The sequence below is a fragment of the Idiomarina loihiensis L2TR genome (assembly GCF_000008465.1).
GTDB classification, from domain to species: domain Bacteria; phylum Pseudomonadota; class Gammaproteobacteria; order Enterobacterales; family Alteromonadaceae; genus Idiomarina; species Idiomarina loihiensis.
On the sequence record NC_006512.1, the window covers coordinates 1,686,736 to 1,704,446 of the forward strand.

Annotated in this window: 20 protein-coding genes; 11 read left to right on the forward strand and 9 right to left on the reverse strand. The window is 44.3% G+C overall.

All coding sequences use genetic code 11. The annotated features are described in order from the left end of the window. Nucleotides 1-78: 78 nt before the first annotated feature. The 3 genes from IL_RS08045 to IL_RS08055 form a co-directional block, all read right to left on the reverse strand. Complete coding sequence (locus IL_RS08045; RefSeq protein WP_011234814.1) at nt 79-429, reverse strand: hypothetical protein; 351 nt, start codon at nt 427-429, stop codon at nt 79-81. Then, a complete protein-coding gene (locus tag IL_RS08050; protein WP_231378579.1) occupies nt 430-1,476 on the reverse strand; it encodes a benzoate/H(+) symporter BenE family transporter in 1,047 nt (348 codons plus the stop codon). Nucleotides 1,477-1,610: 134 nt separating this feature from the next. Beyond that, complete coding sequence (locus IL_RS08055; protein ID WP_011234816.1) at nt 1,611-2,405, reverse strand: DUF817 domain-containing protein; 795 nt, start codon at nt 2,403-2,405, stop codon at nt 1,611-1,613. Nucleotides 2,406-2,654: 249 nt separating this feature from the next. Here IL_RS08055 and IL_RS08060 point away from each other — a divergent pair, with 249 nt between their 5' ends. Beyond that, nucleotides 2,655-3,323 (forward strand): haloacid dehalogenase type II, encoded by a 669-nt coding sequence (locus tag IL_RS08060; protein ID WP_011234817.1) that lies wholly within the window; start codon nt 2,655-2,657, stop codon nt 3,321-3,323. Nucleotides 3,324-3,326: 3 nt separating this feature from the next. On the opposite strand, the gene IL_RS08065 is transcribed toward IL_RS08060, so the two are convergent. Then, nucleotides 3,327-5,378 (reverse strand): TonB-dependent receptor, encoded by a 2,052-nt coding sequence (locus tag IL_RS08065; RefSeq protein WP_011234818.1) that lies wholly within the window; start codon nt 5,376-5,378, stop codon nt 3,327-3,329. Between the two features lie 98 nt (nt 5,379-5,476). Beyond that, nucleotides 5,477-6,022: a DUF924 family protein gene (locus IL_RS08070; RefSeq protein WP_011234819.1), complete on the reverse strand. Its 546-nt coding sequence runs from the start codon at nt 6,020-6,022 to the stop codon at nt 5,477-5,479. Between the two features lie 143 nt (nt 6,023-6,165). Between IL_RS08070 and IL_RS08075 the strand changes: the two genes are divergently transcribed. Genes IL_RS08075 through IL_RS08085 form a run of 3 tightly spaced genes read left to right on the forward strand, consistent with a single transcriptional unit; the run spans nt 6,166 to nt 8,289 of the window. Continuing rightward, on the forward strand, nt 6,166-7,680 hold the full coding sequence (locus IL_RS08075; protein ID WP_011234820.1) for a PepSY-associated TM helix domain-containing protein: 1,515 nt from the start codon (nt 6,166-6,168) through the stop codon (nt 7,678-7,680). Continuing rightward, on the forward strand, nt 7,664-8,008 hold the full coding sequence (locus IL_RS08080) for a hypothetical protein (RefSeq protein WP_016341353.1): 345 nt from the start codon (nt 7,664-7,666) through the stop codon (nt 8,006-8,008). The genes IL_RS08075 and IL_RS08080 overlap by 17 nt, the downstream gene beginning before the upstream one ends. Continuing rightward, nucleotides 8,005-8,289: a DUF3325 family protein gene (locus IL_RS08085; RefSeq protein ID WP_016341354.1), complete on the forward strand. Its 285-nt coding sequence runs from the start codon at nt 8,005-8,007 to the stop codon at nt 8,287-8,289. The genes IL_RS08080 and IL_RS08085 overlap by 4 nt, the downstream gene beginning before the upstream one ends. Nucleotides 8,290-8,340: 51 nt before the next feature. Here IL_RS08085 and IL_RS08090 read toward each other — a convergent pair whose 3' ends face one another. Continuing rightward, nucleotides 8,341-10,527, reverse strand: coding sequence for a TonB-dependent siderophore receptor (locus IL_RS08090; RefSeq protein WP_011234821.1), 2,187 nt, complete (start codon nt 10,525-10,527; stop codon nt 8,341-8,343). Nucleotides 10,528-10,734: 207 nt separating this feature from the next. Here IL_RS08090 and IL_RS08095 point away from each other — a divergent pair, with 207 nt between their 5' ends. Then, nucleotides 10,735-11,175 carry a SixA phosphatase family protein gene (locus tag IL_RS08095; protein WP_011234822.1) on the forward strand — a complete coding sequence of 147 codons (441 nt, stop codon included), beginning with the start codon at nt 10,735-10,737 and terminating at the stop codon, nt 11,173-11,175. A gap of 132 nt (nt 11,176-11,307) precedes the next feature. Here the strand turns inward: IL_RS08095 and IL_RS08100 are convergent, their stop codons facing one another. Both IL_RS08100 and IL_RS08105 read right to left on the reverse strand, forming a co-directional pair. Next, nucleotides 11,308-11,841: a DUF1543 domain-containing protein gene (locus tag IL_RS08100; RefSeq protein ID WP_011234823.1), complete on the reverse strand. Its 534-nt coding sequence runs from the start codon at nt 11,839-11,841 to the stop codon at nt 11,308-11,310. A gap of 9 nt (nt 11,842-11,850) precedes the next feature. Next, a complete protein-coding gene (locus IL_RS08105) occupies nt 11,851-12,066 on the reverse strand; it encodes a DUF1653 domain-containing protein (protein WP_011234824.1) in 216 nt (71 codons plus the stop codon). Between the two features lie 221 nt (nt 12,067-12,287). Between IL_RS08105 and IL_RS08110 the strand changes: the two genes are divergently transcribed. Beyond that, nucleotides 12,288-13,091 (forward strand): prolyl oligopeptidase family serine peptidase, encoded by an 804-nt coding sequence (locus tag IL_RS08110; RefSeq protein WP_158511976.1) that lies wholly within the window; start codon nt 12,288-12,290, stop codon nt 13,089-13,091. Between the two features lie 20 nt (nt 13,092-13,111). Further along, on the forward strand, nt 13,112-13,327 hold the full coding sequence (locus IL_RS08115) for a hypothetical protein (RefSeq protein ID WP_016341356.1): 216 nt from the start codon (nt 13,112-13,114) through the stop codon (nt 13,325-13,327). Between the two features lie 6 nt (nt 13,328-13,333). Here IL_RS08115 and IL_RS08120 read toward each other — a convergent pair whose 3' ends face one another. Next, nucleotides 13,334-14,182, reverse strand: coding sequence for an MBL fold metallo-hydrolase (locus tag IL_RS08120; protein WP_011234826.1), 849 nt, complete (start codon nt 14,180-14,182; stop codon nt 13,334-13,336). A gap of 412 nt (nt 14,183-14,594) precedes the next feature. Here IL_RS08120 and IL_RS08125 point away from each other — a divergent pair, with 412 nt between their 5' ends. The 4 genes from IL_RS08125 to IL_RS08140 all read left to right on the forward strand — a co-directional run bounded on the left by IL_RS08125 (nt 14,595) and on the right by IL_RS08140 (nt 17,672). Next, nucleotides 14,595-14,963: a hypothetical protein gene (locus IL_RS08125; RefSeq protein WP_011234827.1), complete on the forward strand. Its 369-nt coding sequence runs from the start codon at nt 14,595-14,597 to the stop codon at nt 14,961-14,963. Between the two features lie 115 nt (nt 14,964-15,078). Continuing rightward, nucleotides 15,079-15,864 carry a hypothetical protein gene (locus IL_RS08130; protein WP_011234828.1) on the forward strand — a complete coding sequence of 262 codons (786 nt, stop codon included), beginning with the start codon at nt 15,079-15,081 and terminating at the stop codon, nt 15,862-15,864. Between the two features lie 398 nt (nt 15,865-16,262). After that, nucleotides 16,263-16,553, forward strand: a complete 291-nt coding sequence (locus IL_RS13785) for a hypothetical protein (protein WP_231378580.1) — start codon at nt 16,263-16,265, stop codon at nt 16,551-16,553. 93 nt (nt 16,554-16,646) lie between these two features. Then, entirely contained in the window at nt 16,647-17,672 is a 1,026-nt protein-coding gene (locus IL_RS08140; protein ID WP_011234830.1) for a hypothetical protein, read from the forward strand. Nucleotides 17,673-17,711 lie beyond the last annotated feature (39 nt).

Sequence of the window (17,711 nt, forward strand, 5' to 3'; positions counted from 1 at the left end):
GCAGTATTAAATTTTGGCTCAATACAGTCCTCAGGCCTTAACAGATTCTTTACACTGATAACTCAATTAGGTGATTACTTAATATGACCAGTCGCCCTGTTCTTCCACCAATACAGTCTCATTATTTTGAATAACCTGAAGCAAACCTGATTCAAAAACTTTATAAGTCGTATTTCCGTTTTTGAATTGATATCCCTGAAAACGGCAAGGAGTCACTCCGTCAGCACAAAGTGAATGCAGTGTTTTGCCTTTAAGTTCTATGCGGTTACCTGATATTTTCGAGACTCCGACATAACTCACGTTATCGCATGTGACAGAGCCTTCCTGACAGTGACGCTCAATTTCAACAATATAGTGTTCTGTTGTCAGCGTATCTCCAAATGCTGCACCAGATAATATGAATACACTTAATAACATAAATTTTTTCATCTACTTTTCCCTGCTTACATTACTCAGAAAATAATAACCGGCCAAACCAATTAATAAGCCCCAGAATGAACTGTTAATACCTAAGAAATTGATGCCGGATGCTGTAACAATAAAAGCCATAACCGAAGCCAGCAAAGTCTCTTCATGACTAAATGCCTGGCGGAAATTAACAGCAAGCACCGGTAACAAAGCTAAGCCAGCCAGAGCCGATGTCGCTTCGGTTGGTAAAGCCAGAAACAACCCAACAATTAATGACCCGGCAAGCCCGGCAATGATATAGAAGACGCCGGCCGCCATAGCTGCTTTGTAACGCTGACTACGATCGGTATCGGCATCTGCGGTTTGACAAATAGCGGCGGTAATTGCGGCCAGGTTTATTGCGAAAGCCCCAAGCGGAGCCATAATGACACCGAATAATCCGGTCACCCGTAACAGCGGCGACAGTGGCACCGCATAGCCATTACTGCGCAGCATCATAATGCCCGGCAGGTTCTGGGAAACCATAGTGACAACATATAAAGGAATCCCAACTCCAACCAGTAAAGAGAAGTTAAACTCAGGCCATACCCAGACCCAATCGGGGGCGGAGACAATCAACTGGCTTGCATCAAACTGCTTTGTCAGCACCGGCAAGCCCACTGCAGCCAGCAACACCCAGAAAAAAACCAGCTTAGGTGTCAGCTTCCGCATCACAAAATAAACAATGACTAAAGTTGCAGTAATTAAAGGCTGATTATCAAAGGCCGGAACTAAAGCCAACACAAACTTAAGTAAAATGCCGGCCAATATAGCAGCCGCTATTTCGACCGGAATGTATTTTAATAGCCGGTCAGAAATACCGCTTAGGCCACTAAGTAAAATTAAACCCGATGAAAAAATGAAAATGCCGACCGCCTCGGCGACTGAAACACCGGCAAGGGCTATAATGAGCAGGGCAACACCCGGTGTAGACCATGCCGTCAGTATCGGGGCTTTGTACCGCCACGAGAGAAGAATACTGCTTAGCCCCATAGCTAAACCTAAGGCGAGCAACCAGGAACTCTGCAACTCAACCGAGCCATTGAGGCTTTTACGGCTTCCAGAATTAAAACAACCGCACTGCTGTAACCAACAAAAACCGCTGTCGCCCCAGCCATAATATGAGAAATGGAAAACCTCATGGCACTTCCTTTGTGGTCTGTTTATATCGCTTCGTTTCTTCTGCGTATTTTAATTCTATTAATTGAAGCCACTAATACGAAGCTCAGTAGCATTAATAAAAACCAGGAGCTTAATTTGGCAAGCGGCACCATTTGCCACTCGCCAGACTGGTTCGGATAAATCCAGATATTGGCATAAGTGGCAATATTTTCAGCAAACCAGATAAATAGCGCAACCAGGAACCATCCCAGTAAAATAGGCATACTACGATGTGTGCTGTTGATTTTGTAATAAATAGCTGTCCGATAAAACAGAAAGAATGTAAAAGCCAGTAAAACCCAGCGCATATCCCAAATATAGTGGTGACTAAAAAAGTTGATATAAACCAGAGTTACTAACACCAAAGTGAGGCTCTTGGGCGGATAATAAGAGTATTCAAATTCGAAGATGCGCCAGACCCGGGCAATATAACTTCCAACGGCACTATACATGAACCCTGTAAATAGAGGCACGTTGGCAATACCAAAGACATAATCTTCCGGATAAACCCAGGCACCTATTGCGTCTGAGGTTTTAAACAACTCCATAATCGTTGCTACAATATGGAACACCAGAATGACAACGCATTCACGCAGAGTCTCAAGCCTGAAGACTAGAAGAAGAATTTGAAAGCCGATGGCGGCCAGGAAAATGAAATCGTAACGATGTAATGCTTCCAGCGGATACCAGAACTTGGTTATCAACATGAGTGCCAGTAAAAAACCACCGAAAACACAGGCGTAAGCTTGTTTTACACCAAATAACCACAGTTCCTTTGCAAACGTTTTGATGTCCATATCTTCTATCCAGAGAGTTCAGAACAGGTAAGGCACTGAATAATAATGCCTTACCTGCCGACAATTTAGAAGCTAATGGTAACACCAAACCAGAAGTTTCTGGCTTTATCTTTCACCTTGTGAACATCCATAAAAACAACTTCACTAAAGGTACCTGGTCGATGACATACTCAAACAAATTAAAGCGAGCTAAATCCGTATTTTTTTCGTAGAAGAAGAACCTGTATTTTAAGTAGCTGGAGTGTAGTTTTGACGAATTTAGCTTTTGACGTTTATGGCACGCTTATCGACGCACAAGGTGTGGTTTCAACATTAAGTTCATACCTTGGCACAGACAAAGCAGAGAGTTTTTCCGGTCGTTGGCGTGATAAGCAATTAGAGTATTCGTTTCGTCGCGGACTTATGCGGCAGTATCAGGACTTTGCAATTTGCACTAAGGAAGCCCTGGAGTTTACCAACAACGAATACGGTTCACCTTTAAATGAAGAGCAAAAAGAAGACTTGCTCGATACCTATACGCATCTACCCGCATTTGATGATGCCAGGGCGGCGCTTAGCAAGTTGAGCTTATCTGGCATGGGTTGCTTTGCTTTTTCCAACGGCAGCCAGGAGGCCGTTTCCGGGTTACTGGAGAAAACCGAATTAAGCAGCTATTTTAATGAGGTTATAAGCTGCAAAGACATTAAGAGCTTCAAGCCTGACCCGGAAGTTTATCAATACTTTCTTGATAAAACGGACGGTCAGGCTGATAGCACCTGGCTTATCTCCAGTAACAGTTTTGACATTATTGGGGCTAACGCCGCTGGCTGGAAAACCGCCTGGGTAAAACGGACTAAAGAGGCTCAGTTTGACCCATGGGGAGTCGAGCCTACTATTACCGTAAGCTCGCTTTCACAGCTGATTGAAAATATAAAGTGAGGTTTAAAACTCGTACGACAGTTCAAAGCGAACGGTTCTTGGCTCCATCACATGATAATGCAAGTCTTCCACACCGGTTGCCGGCTCGCCCGGCAACCGCGATGCGTAAAAGTAGTCTATGTCATGATCATTGCTGTCAAACACATTAAGAACCTTTAAGTTTACCGCCCATGCGTTCCACTTTTTACCCAGCATAAAGTTTACAACCGTCGAGCTGTCGGAACGCTCTGAATTATCTTCAACCAACGGGCGCTCTCCTAAATAGCGTAGACGAACCGTTGAAAACCAGTTGTCATCAAAGCGTTTTGTCACGCCCAGTTGAAGAATGTCTTCCATAGCACCGGGTATTTCCTGTTCAAGCACATTGCTATCATCAAACTCAGCATCGGTATAGGCGTATTCAAGGTCAAAACTTAGCTGGTCACTGTAATTGTAATAAGCAGCCAGTTCGATGCCGTGTCGTTTTGATGGACGGCTGGCTTCTGTATTACCGGCGTCTCCCACAAACAATAATTCGCTGTCTTGCTCTAATGACCACAGCGCCAGTGAACTGTTAAATTTCGCACTAGGCCGCCAGCGCACGCCAACTTCGTAACCAAAGGTTCTGACCAACGGATCAACCGAATCAACAGCGTCCCCATTATTCGGGTCAACACTTGTCACCGTGCCTCTTGCATCGTTAGAATGAAAACCCTGCCCGGCTGACAGATACAACTCCGCGTCGTCAGTTAATAAGTAGTTCGCACTTCCTTTAAAAGACCAAAGGTCATCCGAAGTTTGACCGCTGTTCGGAGCAAGTGCCACGTTATAGATATTGGTATCAACTAAGGAGTTAACGTCAAAATCAAAGTAGTCATAGCGCAATGAAAGGTTGGTTCTCAGCCTGCTGGTCCACTGATAGTCGTAACTGGCATAAACGCCGGTACTCCATTCGTTAACCTTGTCGCTTCTTACCGTTCCAAGCCTTTCACGTTGTTGCGACTTGTGCAGGCCGACTTCGCCAATGTCGTCGTAGCGGGTCGAGAAGCCCAGAGTCAGGTTGTCATCCGGATGCCAGCTACCCGATGCTCCGTAAATTTTTCTGTCATCAACTTGTTCAAACTGGTCGCCCAGCACAGGATCATCAAGGTAATACGTGAAGTTTGAGAATAACGACAACTCGTAGTCGATAACATAGGCGGTTAGCGCGTAATCGGCAGTTGTATAAATGGCATTAACGCTGTAGCGGTGGGTTTTACCGCCTAAGCTGTCATCAATTGAACCCAGCTCGTCAATAATACCCTGATTAACCGCTCGTGCAGGAATTTGGTCAGCACTGTTCCACTCGTTTTCGTAACCCATAGCTCCGAAAGTAAGAACGCCCTCAGAAGTACGGATGCTGTGACGTACTACCGCATTGATTTTATCAACGTCCTCGTCAATATCCGTCCAGGGGCCATCATAAGTCTGGTACTCAAGCCCGTATAATGTCGTGTTAGTACTGTTCTGAGAAACGCTGTCAGCCAGCAAAACCCGCTGGTAAGCGTCTTCACCCAGGCTCACTTTTGCAAGGCCTTTTTTCCGCTTCATCTGGGTACTAAAACCCACGCTACCGGCACTGGAAAAGTCGCCCACGTCGCCGTGATAAGAACCTTTCTGATAGGTCACCTGTTCAATCAGCTCAGGAATCAGAAAGTTAATATCGGTATAGCCGTGACCGTGTCCATGAGTTGGCATATTAACCGGCATACCATCAACATAAGTGGCGAAATCAGTTCCGTGGTCGAGGTTGAAGCCACGTAAAAAGTACTGGTTCGCTTTGCCGCTGCCACTGTGCTGAGTCGCACTCATTCCCGGAATCAGTTCCATTAACTCGCCGGTGCGCAACATAGGTCGAATTTCTATTTCAGCTTGCCCCAGCACACCTTCAGAAGCCGACATGGCCTGCCCCAGCAAATTCGCCTGATGCCCAGAAACTAATATTCGTTCAATACCATCGTGTGCAGCTACCTGCGCAGAGTTAAACAAAGCACCTGAAACAACCACAGAAAGAAACGCGAGCTTGAAAGTCTTCATTGACGGAGTTATCCCTTCTCAAAATTTTTCGCAGTTTACCTTACAGAAAGCGCTCACGGTGAAAATTTGAGAGCAAAAGGCTAAATCTGGCGACAAAGTTAAAAACTGGATCCCGGTTGCTTAAGGAAGTCTTCCTCTTCAGAGGTGGATTCACGACCTAATATGGCATTTCGGTGCGGGTAACGACCAAAACGATCAATAATTTCTTTATGTTTCACTTCAAACTCATAGTTGTTTTCAAGGCCTGGTTGGTCGAAAAGCTCAATAGCCTGCTTGTGAATCAACTTCGACTCACTGTGCATATAGGGCATGTATAAAAAAGACTTTTCATGGGGCTCTAAGGATTTGTCTGCACACTGAGCTACAGCTTCTTGCGCCAGCACCAAAGCTATGGCGTCCTGTGCAAAGGCTTTCGGCGTATCCCGATAGATATTGCGCGAAAATTGATCGAGTACAATAATTTCGGCTAAACGCCCTTTTTCAGTCCCACGCCAATGCCAAAGCTCCCCTTTTTCAGCGGCTTCCAGGGTGGAAGAAAACCGCTTCTTAATCGATTTATCCAGCTCGTCACTTTTGACGAACCATTGCTTTGGCGTCAGCTCATTGAACCAGAACTCGATAACCTCGTTCGCTTTAGCAACCATATAAAGTCTCCAAAAGTTAAGTTAAACACCGATAACGCAAATGATAATGGTTTTCATTAATATATTTTTTGTGGTTTAATACTGCTCTGACAAAAACTAAACAAATCACTTTTACTATTATGAAAGCACGATTCAGAGACAGTATGACCTGGCTCCATACGTGGGCTGGATTAGTTGTAGGCTGGATACTGTTTGCGGTTTTTCTGACCGGAACATTAGCCTATTTCCAGTTCGAGATTACACAATGGATGCTGCCCAATGTAAAGCAACACGCAACTCCCGAAAAGGCGGTTGCACAAGCACAGGACTACCTTGAAAAACAAGCCCCTGACTCACCGGGCTGGTCTATTACCTTGCCCGATGAGCGATCTCCCATTACCACTATTTTTTGGCGTGACCCGAATGCCAGTAATGGTCGTGGTTTTGAATTCGCCGTTCTTGATGGTGATGGTAAAAGAATTGAGCAACGTGAAACCCGCGGCGGCAACTTCCTTTATCGCTTTCACTTCGACCTGCATTATATGCCGGTATTTATTGCCCGCTGGCTGGTCGGCATATGCGCCATGCTTATGTTGATAGCCATAGTTACCGGCGTAGTCATACATAAAAAAATATTCAAAGACTTTTTCACCTTTCAGCCCGGTAAAGGGCCACGCAGCTGGCTCGACGGACATACTATTACGTCGGTATTGGCTCTACCTTTTCACTTTATGATCACCTACACCGGCTTAGTCACGTTAATGCTGATGTATATGTCCTCGGCCGTGTCGTTAAGCTATGGCGACAGAGGTGAGTTTTTTAACGACCTACAGTCCCAACCCCCTAAGCTACAGGCAAGTGGTGAAAGCGCAGATTTAGCTGACTTGCAGGAGCTTTACTTTAAAGCCCGGGAAGACATAAAAGGCAACCCCATTCGTTTAGCGCAAATTAGTAACCCCGGAGACAAAAACGCCACCGCCACTTTTTACGAAGCGCCTACCCAATCGCTTATGTCAGACTATACGACGCTGACTTATTCAGCCGTAACGGGTGAGCAGTTGCATGTCCAGCCCGTAGAAAATAGCGCAGAACTAACACGACGCACCATGATAGGGCTGCACGCCGGTCGCTTTGCCGATACTCAGCTGCGTTGGCTGTACTTCTTTTCAGGAATTCTGGGCACCTTGATGATAGCTACAGGCCTGGTTTTATGGTTTGAAAAACGCAGAAAAAAACTGCAGGCCAGTGGTAACCTTTCATTTGGTCATTACCTAGTAAGCGGGTTAAACGCAGGTTTTATTATGGGTCTTCCTCTTGCCGTTGCCACCTACTTCCTGAGTAATCGGTTACTACCAGTAGCGGCCGATAACCGTGCCGAACTTGAAATAGCCTGGTTCTTCTTCGGCTGGTTGTTAATGGTCTGCTATCCGCTGCTTCGCGGCGCCAAAAAAACCTGGCGAGACGGCGCACTGCTTAATGGTCTTGCCTACCTAAGCTTGCCCTTTATCAGCTTTATTACTGTCGACCGGCACCTTCTGAATTATCAGTACCCGCGCGACTGGCCTTTATTTGGCATGGATATCAGCTTCATTTTAACGGCAGCCGCGTTTTTAGGACTCACCTGGTATCTGTTTCGCAAATGGAATTCAAAGGAGACGCAAAATGATGTTGAAAGATAAAATAGCCAATGCGCCATCCAAACTGACAATAAGTTATCGACTTTTGCTCGCAACTGTCGGTGGGTTCATTTTTACGCTTATTGTTACAGTCTTCACACCTGAACTGTTTTTATGGGCTTTTGGCTGGAACAAAGCCACAAGCTTAATGTGGATGATGCTCCTGAGCTTCGGTGTTTACTGCGGCTTGGTTATGTGGATTGTCGCCACCCGTAAATTACTAAAAACAAGCCTGATACTGCTGTTATGCGGAGTTGCCCTGTCTTTTAGTTTTATCCAGCTGCAGTCTCATAACGCAGGGAAACCAGCGGAAACTGAGGTGACATCATGATATCAGCGGTCATTTGGTTGCTTAGCTTAGCGGGCTTTTGGCTCTTATGCATTGTTACAGCACGCCACCGTAAGTTATTTAATTTAAAACCGTTAAACCAGCGTGCCGAGCGGATCTACAAAATTGCAGGCTTTATATTGCTCGGTCTTGCTCTCGCCTGCACAAGCTTAATGCCGAACCCTGTAGACGGAATACTGGCCTGGTTTGGTATTCTGACTTTTGCCTCACTGTTTATTTCTGCTCTAATAGCCTTACGCCAGCAACGTAAACGCAGGGCATAAAAAAAGCCGGTGCTTTTTAAAGGCACCGGCTTAGTCACTCTCTCTGATCAATTAGAACTTGTAGTTAAAGCTCAGTGTGTAATCACGTGGTGTGCCATAACGGTAGCCATAGGCAAACCCAGCCTGACTGTAATATTTCTCATCAAATAAGTTCGCTACGTTAAGTTGTAGGCTCATGTTATCTGATAACTTGTAACGTGCCATCAGGTTCACTAACCAATACGCGTCCTGAGTGAATGTTTCCATTTCAAGAGTAGCAGGGTTCATTCCAGTCGAATAAACATCTCCCTGCCAGTTCGCGCCACCACCAATAGTCAGCTCAGGCAAAAACTCAACAAACTGATAGGTAGTAAACAACTTGAACAACTTATCTGGAGTATCCGTGTTGACCAGCATTCCGTTAGCGTTTTCTGCTTCATGCTGAGAATATCCGGCAGAAATATTCCAGCCATCAACGGGTTGACCAACAATCTCAGCTTCAAACCCTGTACTCTCGGTACCTTGTTCAGCAATATAAGCGGTTTGCAGTTCTGGCGTTGACTCATGATTAGGATCGACAACAGCCAGATTATCTTGCTCTATTTTGAAAACGGCAATTGAAGTATGCAGTCGGTCATTTAAGAAAGTACTTTTAAGCCCTAACTCATTACTTTGACCTTCTAGAGGATCCAGAAAATTTCCGTTCGTATCTTTACGATTCTGAGGATTAAAAATCTCTGTAAAACTCGCATATAAACGGTGATTATCCGTTAAGTCATAAAGCAACCCTGCGTAAGGAACAAACACTCCAGAATCACCATAGTCAACAACCGTTCCGTAACTAACCCCATCACGATCCCAGCTTGAAACACGGCCACCAACAACAAGTTTTAAGCTGTCAGAAAGTGCCAGGCGAGTAGCCGCATAAAAGCCTTTTTCTTCAGTAGCAGTATCTTCACCCGGAGTAGGTTCGTCCGACCACTGAGGTTCCTCTATGTTAGGCCACTCATAAAAATTTCCAACCGGCACCTGATCGTAAGTGCCATCACCACCTAGTGGTTGCGGATTAAAAGTGTGCGCGAATTTGTCATGTTCACTGTATAAAGCACCAATTACAAGGTCATGTAAACGGCCAAAACCAGAGAATTGCCCTTTTAATTGCACGTCAAAGCTATTCTGACTATTTTCACCATCGCTGTTATAGCGTTGAGCTTTTAACCCCGTGCCAGTTTCTTTGTCTAGCAAATTTTGAGAGTCACTTCCGTTGATATAAAGTAGCTTGGATGTTTTATCAGCCTTTAAGCCGTTATAATTAGCTAGAAGCTCCCAACCGTTATCAAAAACATGATTCAGGTTGACAAAATAATTGGTACTGGTTGTTTCCCAGTTAGTCCAGTCAGCTCCGGTTGTTTTCGAAACATCCCAGTCTGTGTAGGTACCATCAGAATAAAATGCAGGAAGGAATCCCCACATAGCGCCCTTAGGCTCATGGTGTTGATAACTCCCCCCAACTCTTAATAGAGTAGAATTTGTTATATCGGCCTCAACAACACCGTAGAAAACTTCCTTACTTTCTTCTAAGAAATCGACATGCGATTCGCTGTCATCAACTTTTATCACAGCACGACCACGAATACTGCCGCTAGCATTTAATGCACTGCCAACATCAGCAGTTACCTGCTTACTGTTCCAGCGACCCACAGAAGCATTAATATAGCCTTCAAACTCTTTACTAGTAGCGTGCTTACGGACTAAGTTGATTGATGCTGAAGGATCTCCAACCCCCGTCAATAAGCCTGTCGCCCCACGTACGAACTCAACACGCTCGTAAATCGCAACATCCGCGATGGTCTCACCCGCATCACCGGCAATACTCCATGAGGTAGGTACTCCGTCAATTTGATAATTACTGATTTCGAACCCGCGTGCATAAAAGGTATTACGAACATTGTCCATTTCCGATGCAGAAACACCCACCGCGTTATTTACAACTTCAAGCACGGTATCGATATTCTGATCGAACATTCTTTCATCAGTCATAATACTGACCGACTGAGGTGTCTCCCGCAGTGTTAAACCAAGTCCGGTCGCGGAATCAAGATTCTGGCTGACAGTGTACTTGCCAGTTACTTTAATCCGCTCAAGATTTTCATCTTTCGCCGGTTTTTCTTTATCCGCATTTTGTGGTGTTGCAGTCGCTGCAAGTGGACTTAATGCCATTGCGATAGCTGCTGCAAGCGGAACGACACGTGCGTTCATACCCCATGTACTCCTTCGCTGTTAGTAAGGAGCAAAAGATAACACAACTACGAATCGTTATCATTTATATTTGTCGTGTTTTTGATGCTTGTCCTGAAATAAACATAAAGTTATGTTTTACTCTCAAAAACCAAACACAAACTATAACCTTTAAAGCTTATGCGTCGTTTACTTTGTCTTTTAATTTTCGTTAGTACTTTCACTACTATGGCATTTGCAGACACTTATACTCTTTACTTTACTCGTCACATGGAGAAAACCGATAAAAAAACTGACCCCGAACTGAGTATTGCGGGTCAGCAGCGGGCGCACATGCTGGCTCAAATACTAAAGAATAGCGATATTGAGGCTATATTTTCTACCAATTTTAAACGCACAAAACAGACAGGCGAGGCTCTCGCGAAGCATCTTGGCCTCTCCGTTCAGAGTTACCCCTCTAAAGATTTTGATGGAATAATAGCCAGCATCAAAGGCCTGAAAAAGAATGCTCTCATTATCGGTCACAGCAACACGGTATCGGAGTTAGTAAAAGCCGCAGGCGGAACCGCCAAAACACTTGAAGAAGATGACTACGGTGACTTATTTCAGGTTGTTGTTAACGGTGACAGCGTAGTGACAAACAGGCTTTATGTTCCGGCCGTAGAATGAAACTCGTACGACCGGCCATGCAGTTGATGAAGAGTTTATTCCCAGTTAGCTCTGAACCAGGAAATCATTTCGTTCCTTATTTCTTTTTGTTTAGGCAAACAGCGATGTTCTGGCACTTCATATATCGACAGTTTATGGCAGTGGCTGATACCCTTTCCAGTCGGGTACCAAAGGCTGTTGTTCACCGTCAAATTCAAGCGTCACATAGTGGTTATCCACCAAATCGACGCACAAGCAGTCGTCCACCGCCAGTAAGTCGTCTTTATGAATTTGCTCAGCGTCCGCTAAGCCGGCTTTGGAAAATTGTGCGCGAGCCAGTTGTTTTGCGGATTGCGGTGAGTCTGCGACCACCACAGTAAAGTCATGATACTCGGCCAGCTTATTCGGAAAATAGCCACCGAAGTTAACAAAGTACAAGCGTTTCTCCTCGGGTTTCTCATGCGCTTCAGAGGTAAGATGAATGCGGTAGCCATCCACATGGTGCAAATGAACAAAGCTATCCAGGTGCAGTCCTTTTTGCGTGCCGAACCACCCTTTTCGAATAGCCGGATAAGTCTCTTCCATGCTCGGCCCCACTACAAAGCGGATATCATGCAACTCAATGTTGGCACCAGGCGCTGTGCCGCCAACATAAACTAGAAAGAGTTTGTTATCGATTTCGTTCATTGTCTTCCCTTACTCACTGCCAATAAAACGGAATCGGGGTACGTCATTGCCGTCTATGTTCACCGTTTCCGCGAACATGTCAAAAGGGCGAACCCAAAGCTTTTGTTCACCGTAAAGGGGCTGATAAAGCACCATCCACTCTTCAGTTTCGCTATGACGGGCGATATCAATAACGCGGTAACGTCCGCCTTTGTAGTGTTCGTAAATACCCGACTTTATGGTCATGTTGGTTTATTCCAATGCTTATGGTTACTAAAATACTTTGAAAGCATGTTACCAAAAGTTGTCGTTTAGCGGATAATCTCCTTTGTAATGGAAAATTAACCGGTATTTAATTCATGCGCAGCTTTAATCTATTTCTCTTTTTTACATTTTTGACCCTAAGCGGCTATTCAGTGGCTGCGTCGAAATTAACGTTTGAGACAGAGACGCTTCAGCGGCAATTAATGCCCGACTCTAGAATCACCTATCACCTTGGTTCAAGAGCAAAGCCAGCAAATAATCTACTGCTTATATTGCAAGGTTCCGACTGCCGGAGTTCATTAACAAACCATTCTATTAAAGAAGTTTTACCCAAAGTACGACTCGACGCCGATGTTCTGCTCATTGAGAAATGGGGACTGACACCAGAAACCAACGAATGCCCGCAAACCTACATCGACAATGACTCACCATCGCAGCGAGTAAATGATGCCAGGCAGGTGCTGGAACACCTTAACGAAACTAAAAGTTATCAGTCAGTTTACGTTCTCGGTGGCAGTGAAGGAGCCGTTATTGCCGTCATGCTGCGCGAAGCGTTCCCCGGCATTAGCGCCACTATCGCATTTAACGGTGGCGGTAATTCATTTCAGAACGACATTGAGCACAATATAAAAGCATCGACACCCGCAGAGGTTAGAGCATCGGTACTTGCCGAGTTTCACGAGTTTGCGAAGCAAATAAAAACATCAAATGAGCCCTTTTCTGTTAACTCAAGCCAGCATGGCTACAAGTGGTGGAAGGAAATGCTTACCCTCGAGCAAACCAAAGTCATCGAACGCGGGAAAACACCTCTGCTTATTATTCAGTCGAGGCAGGACGCTTCAGTAGACCCAGAGCAAACCCAGGTAATGATAGAAAACCTGAGTAGCACGGAGAACGTTGACTATCAGTACTTTGAAGAGCTTAACCACGGCCTAAGAAAAGAAAATGGCGACAGTATTGATGACTCCGCACTGGCTGCCATGCGAGGATGGTTTCAGAAACACTGAGAACGGTATGAGCTGCAGATATGAAAACAGATAATAAAATACTTTCGACCATATACTTGGCGCTGGTTTTGATTGGTGGTTACCTTGTGGGCGGTACCATCGTCAAGTCCTTTCAAGCGAGTGAGCTCACTCTACACAGTACAGAGTTTAAAGATTTTCTCATAGCACTACTTATTTCATCGCTTTACCACTGGTGGACAGCGCGTAAAGATAAAATCAAAAACGAGCGGCTTTAATTCTGCCTAACGGCGATCAAAGTAAGACTGCTCATTAAGCGTTTTATAAACACCTTCTATATTCTGAGGCAGCCACTCGTTGTACATTTTTAAATCGGAAAATTCATCAAGCTTTATGTCCTGCTGAAGTGTTTCCAAACTTTTGCCAGCCAACATACCGTCGCGAACCTCAGCATATAAGGCTTCCAAATAGCTCAAATAGCGCTCGACATCCTTACCCGTTCCCATTTCTGCATGAGCACCAACAAACACATCAAATGGCTTTTCCTCTAACACGGCTTTTGTCGAGCGTATCATTCCGTGAATGTCATAGCCCGGAAGCGTTTGGTAAGGCATGCGATCCAGCACAATCCAGTCAGCCACGAACAGTACATTCTCAGGCATAAAGCGCATGCTAACAGAACCTCGACCATTATTCGGGCCGTAATATTTCATTTGAACCGATTGTTCACCAAGCTTAATAGTCAGCTCGTCACTAAACGTCATTGTGGGCAAAGCGGTCGGTGTTTTTGTCCAACGCAAATCCTCATCGGCGTATTCATGCGCAATAACATCAACACCTTCTGAAGCGAATACCTCACCACCTAACGTATGGTCAACATGGTTATGGCTATAAGCCAGGTAACGCACTCGCTGATCAAAGCGTTCTGATAACTCATTTTTAAGGTATTGAGCCGCGTCTTTGTTGATTGGATCAGTAACAAAAATGCCCTGCTCCGTTACCATAAACACTGAATGATAATGATCCGCCGAGAACCGATAAACATTGCCCTTAACCTTTTCAATAGCGTAGTCAGCTGCCATTACCGTCGTGCAAGCACTGAACCATAAAGCCAGAGTCAGAAATAGTCTCATTACTTATTGCTCCTCAAGCGAGTTGACCTTTGCAGTATAAAAACGCTTAGCACACCTAATGAATAGTCTTTCACGTTAGCTGCTAATTCTGCATTGTTCCAGAAACAAGAATCGTATCTTTCTCAAACTAACCGAATAGTGGCCGGCAGTTTTGATGCTCACTTACCTCCGCAATATTGCTTACTTTATTATTGTGTTGTGTATTTAACTCGTTTAAGGTCAATTACATAATAAAAACGAAAATTAGATATTGTGCACTCGTTAGACTAGAAATGAGCATGCTCGAATTGCTTTGCCTGCTTTCGGCGGGCTTTTTGAAAAATAAATTGAGTTATTAAAGGGTTCGAAGAAAAAAGAAGAAATTTAATGAAAGTCGAAGTGCGCATGCACAATATATAAATGTTAAATGCCTATGAAAGCACCATGTCAATGCAAAGAATCTCCAGAGCTTGTCGACTTGAGCAAAGAGGGAAAGGAGCTCGTAGCGGAATTCTCAGAGTTAGATGTCGGCAACTGGGTTTACTTGATGAAATGCCCTACCTGCGGGCAGTTGTGGCGCGTGGATGAGTGGGACAAATACCAGCCGCAGTATGCCGTTAAGCTCCCTACTTCCGAGAATTGGCAAGCTTTTGAAGCAATTCCACTTATCAAGAAAAAGATAGTAGAAAACAGAGGTGGTATTTCGGAGCAGTTGTGCATGTGGCGCAATTGCAATGAAAAGCAGGTAAATGGTTCGGCTTTTTGCGTAGATCATCTGTACGAGACTGGTGCGCGAAGCTGAAAGCATTTAACCAATCAATTAAGTTCGTTCCCGGCCTGGCGGCCGTCCACCGGACACCCCTGACGGGCCGCCGCTTATTTCAGCGTTGTGCTCAATATAACCAAAGGGGCGTTTAATGTTTTCTGATTTGTTTGCTTCTAGTAGAAGTGTCTTTAAAGAACGTGTATCCAGCCCACTCTATGGGGCAATTGTTATTTCATGGTTATTATGGAACTGGCAAATTCCTTACTTAACACTGTTTGTAAGTGAGGAAAATCTTGATAGTGACAAAATATCCTGGATTGCTGAAAATCATAGCAACTGGGTGTTGTTAGTACTTTACCCTGCGCTCTCGGCATTCGCCCTTGTTCTTGTTATGCCATTCTTTACAAATGGTGCCTATTGGGTAAGTCTTCGATTCCGAAAATGGCGAATCGACTCACAACAATCCATAGAAAAGAAGACGCTCCTTACACTTGAACAGTCAATCGCTCTTCGGGAGGAAGTCCTGGCCCAGGAAGAGCGAATTGAAAAAATGCTCGAGGCAAAAAATCGAGAAATTAAGCAATTGAGCACTCAAATCGCAGATTTAGAGGATAGGTTGAAGTCAGAGGATGAATCAGAAGAAGCTAGACAGACTCGGACAGAAAAGCACAGCCCGCATTATGTAGATGATGATGAAAATGCCAAAGAACTGGCAAAGAAGATTTTTAATAGCCATAAGGCTAATAAAACCTTTGAGAAAGCAATAGAGTTTATTCAAGGTGGATATTCAGGCCTGCTTCAAGAGAATGAAGTCGACTCAAGGTCATTAGCGTTTCTTGAGGCTAATAACGTGATTGAAAACACTGGTGAAGGGCAGTACCGCTTTTCGGATTTTGGAAAGAAGGTTCTCCGAGTGTATACGGATTTTGAAATTTGAAAATGGCACAACAAAGGGCTCAACCGGACGTCGGAACAGGTTTGGCGGCAAAGCCTGGTAAACTCAGTTGCGGCGCCGGTTAGCCTAGACGTTACCTTTATTGAGGAGGCATGGTGGAAGCTAATTATTGGCAGTACTATCTTTCGTTTGAGGAAGATGTTGATCGCCTTTTTCGCTACATCGAACCCGCGGAGTACAACTTTACCGTTTACTCGGTAGAACTAACTCGGTTGTACTTGGCAATATGTTCCGAAATCGACGTAATACTAAAAGCATACTGCAAGCTCCTCGATGAGGGCTCTAAGCCGTCAAATATTAACGAATATGCGGAAATGGTCGTTTCATCGAAGAAAGGGTTGTGTTCTGAGACTGTCAATTTTCAGAGATTCGGAGTTTCAATGACGCCATTTTCAGAGTGGAAGCAGTCGTCCACGCCAACTTGGTGGAAAAAGCATAATGGTGTAAAGCACAACCGGAACGTCAACTTTAAGGACGCTAATCTGGGTAACGTTCTCAACGCGTTTGCAGCATTGTACTTGCTAAACCTTTACTACTACCAAGAACGACGCTGTATCGAGCTGCAAGAACAAGGGTTCTCCGAGTCGCTCGAGGAAACGGCAGCTTCACTGAAGTCGCGTTTAGATGTACTTAGAATAGATAGTGTTTGGCTAAGCTTTATGGAAAGGTAACAAAGCCAATCACGGCGACGCCCGCTACATTTCGGCTTCGTCTTTATTTCGTAGCCGCGCATGTTGGCGGCGTTATACACAAAGGATTAAGCAATGGAGTCAATTCCACCATACGAAGGAAAACCTACTGTTTACCTTGATCAGAATGTTTTAGATTTCTTCACGAAACAAGGATTGGGTGAGTTTGGGCAAATGCTTTTAGAAGATTATCAAGTAGTTTACTCAGATGAAACACTCAAGGAAATTCGGCGTTCTAAAGGTTTTGAAGAAAACTTTCTCAACGTACTCAAAGATCTGAAAGCTTACCATTTAAAGCTAATTGTTGAGCAGCCAAACTTCACGATCACCGACAACGCCACAATATGTAAACGTGATCCTTATGATATCTATAAGCAGTACTGTGAAAGTTGTGACGATGGTCTCGACATAGAATATGCAATGCAACAATCATTGTTCAAGTTTTCTGGTGGAAGAAAGGGGGAAAGTCTTAACGATATTCATAACGAACAGGTCGCCGCATTCTCCGAGCTAATGGATTCATTAATGGATATCTCTGACGAGTTACCTGAAGAGATACAAAAACAATTGCAAGTCTATGGTGAGGAGATGACTTCTCAATACAAAGCAACATTAGCAAAAACTGAAAATATGATGCTTGAGAGTATTGAAGATGATAGAAATTGGGATGGTATTAAAGACTTCCGGTTAGCGCTCGGAATTGGTCCCATGCAACTTAATAATATTGATCCGCCGGATGTACTTGTAAAAATTTGGGATAAACTAAGAGCGCTCCCAGCTTATAGTCAAGCAAACATGGATATAGAAGATTTTTTTCAATTAAAAAAGCATCCGATTTACCCAGAGCAACCTTACTTCAAGCACCAAAAAGTGACGGTTATTTATAATATGCTAAATACTTTGGGATATTATCCAGACTCAAAAGTACACAAAGAAAGACGGTTCATTGCTGCTGTAAGTGATAACAGTCACGCATCCATAGCCTCATTTTGTAATTTCCTCGTGTCCAACGATGAATACTTTATTAAAAAGGTTAATGCCGCATATGAATATCTTGAAGTGCCAACAATAGCAAATCAGGTGGTTTTCAATTATGCATAACAAAGCGTTTAAGCAAAGACGCAGCCAGCTGCGTCACTT

Coding starts and splice junctions, on each gene's coding strand:
- IL_RS08045 (WP_011234814.1), bottom strand. CDS start 429: ATGAAAAAATTTATGTTATTAAGTGTATTCATATTATCTGGTGCAGCA.
- IL_RS08055 (WP_011234816.1), bottom strand. CDS start 2,405: ATGGACATCAAAACGTTTGCAAAGGAACTGTGGTTATTTGGTGTAAAA.
- IL_RS08065 (WP_011234818.1), bottom strand. CDS start 5,378: ATGAAGACTTTCAAGCTCGCGTTTCTTTCTGTGGTTGTTTCAGGTGCT.
- IL_RS08070 (WP_011234819.1), bottom strand. CDS start 6,022: ATGGTTGCTAAAGCGAACGAGGTTATCGAGTTCTGGTTCAATGAGCTG.
- IL_RS08075 (WP_011234820.1), top strand. CDS start 6,166: ATGACCTGGCTCCATACGTGGGCTGGATTAGTTGTAGGCTGGATACTG.
- IL_RS08080 (WP_016341353.1), top strand. CDS start 7,664: ATGATGTTGAAAGATAAAATAGCCAATGCGCCATCCAAACTGACAATA.
- IL_RS08085 (WP_016341354.1), top strand. CDS start 8,005: ATGATATCAGCGGTCATTTGGTTGCTTAGCTTAGCGGGCTTTTGGCTC.
- IL_RS08090 (WP_011234821.1), bottom strand. CDS start 10,527: ATGAACGCACGTGTCGTTCCGCTTGCAGCAGCTATCGCAATGGCATTA.
- IL_RS08095 (WP_011234822.1), top strand. CDS start 10,735: ATGGCATTTGCAGACACTTATACTCTTTACTTTACTCGTCACATGGAG.
- IL_RS08100 (WP_011234823.1), bottom strand. CDS start 11,841: ATGAACGAAATCGATAACAAACTCTTTCTAGTTTATGTTGGCGGCACA.
- IL_RS08105 (WP_011234824.1), bottom strand. CDS start 12,066: ATGACCATAAAGTCGGGTATTTACGAACACTACAAAGGCGGACGTTAC.
- IL_RS08110 (WP_158511976.1), top strand. CDS start 12,288: ATGCCCGACTCTAGAATCACCTATCACCTTGGTTCAAGAGCAAAGCCA.
- IL_RS08115 (WP_016341356.1), top strand. CDS start 13,112: ATGAAAACAGATAATAAAATACTTTCGACCATATACTTGGCGCTGGTT.
- IL_RS08120 (WP_011234826.1), bottom strand. CDS start 14,182: ATGAGACTATTTCTGACTCTGGCTTTATGGTTCAGTGCTTGCACGACG.
- IL_RS08125 (WP_011234827.1), top strand. CDS start 14,595: ATGAAAGCACCATGTCAATGCAAAGAATCTCCAGAGCTTGTCGACTTG.
- IL_RS08130 (WP_011234828.1), top strand. CDS start 15,079: ATGTTTTCTGATTTGTTTGCTTCTAGTAGAAGTGTCTTTAAAGAACGT.
- IL_RS13785 (WP_231378580.1), top strand. CDS start 16,263: ATGACGCCATTTTCAGAGTGGAAGCAGTCGTCCACGCCAACTTGGTGG.
- IL_RS08140 (WP_011234830.1), top strand. CDS start 16,647: ATGGAGTCAATTCCACCATACGAAGGAAAACCTACTGTTTACCTTGAT.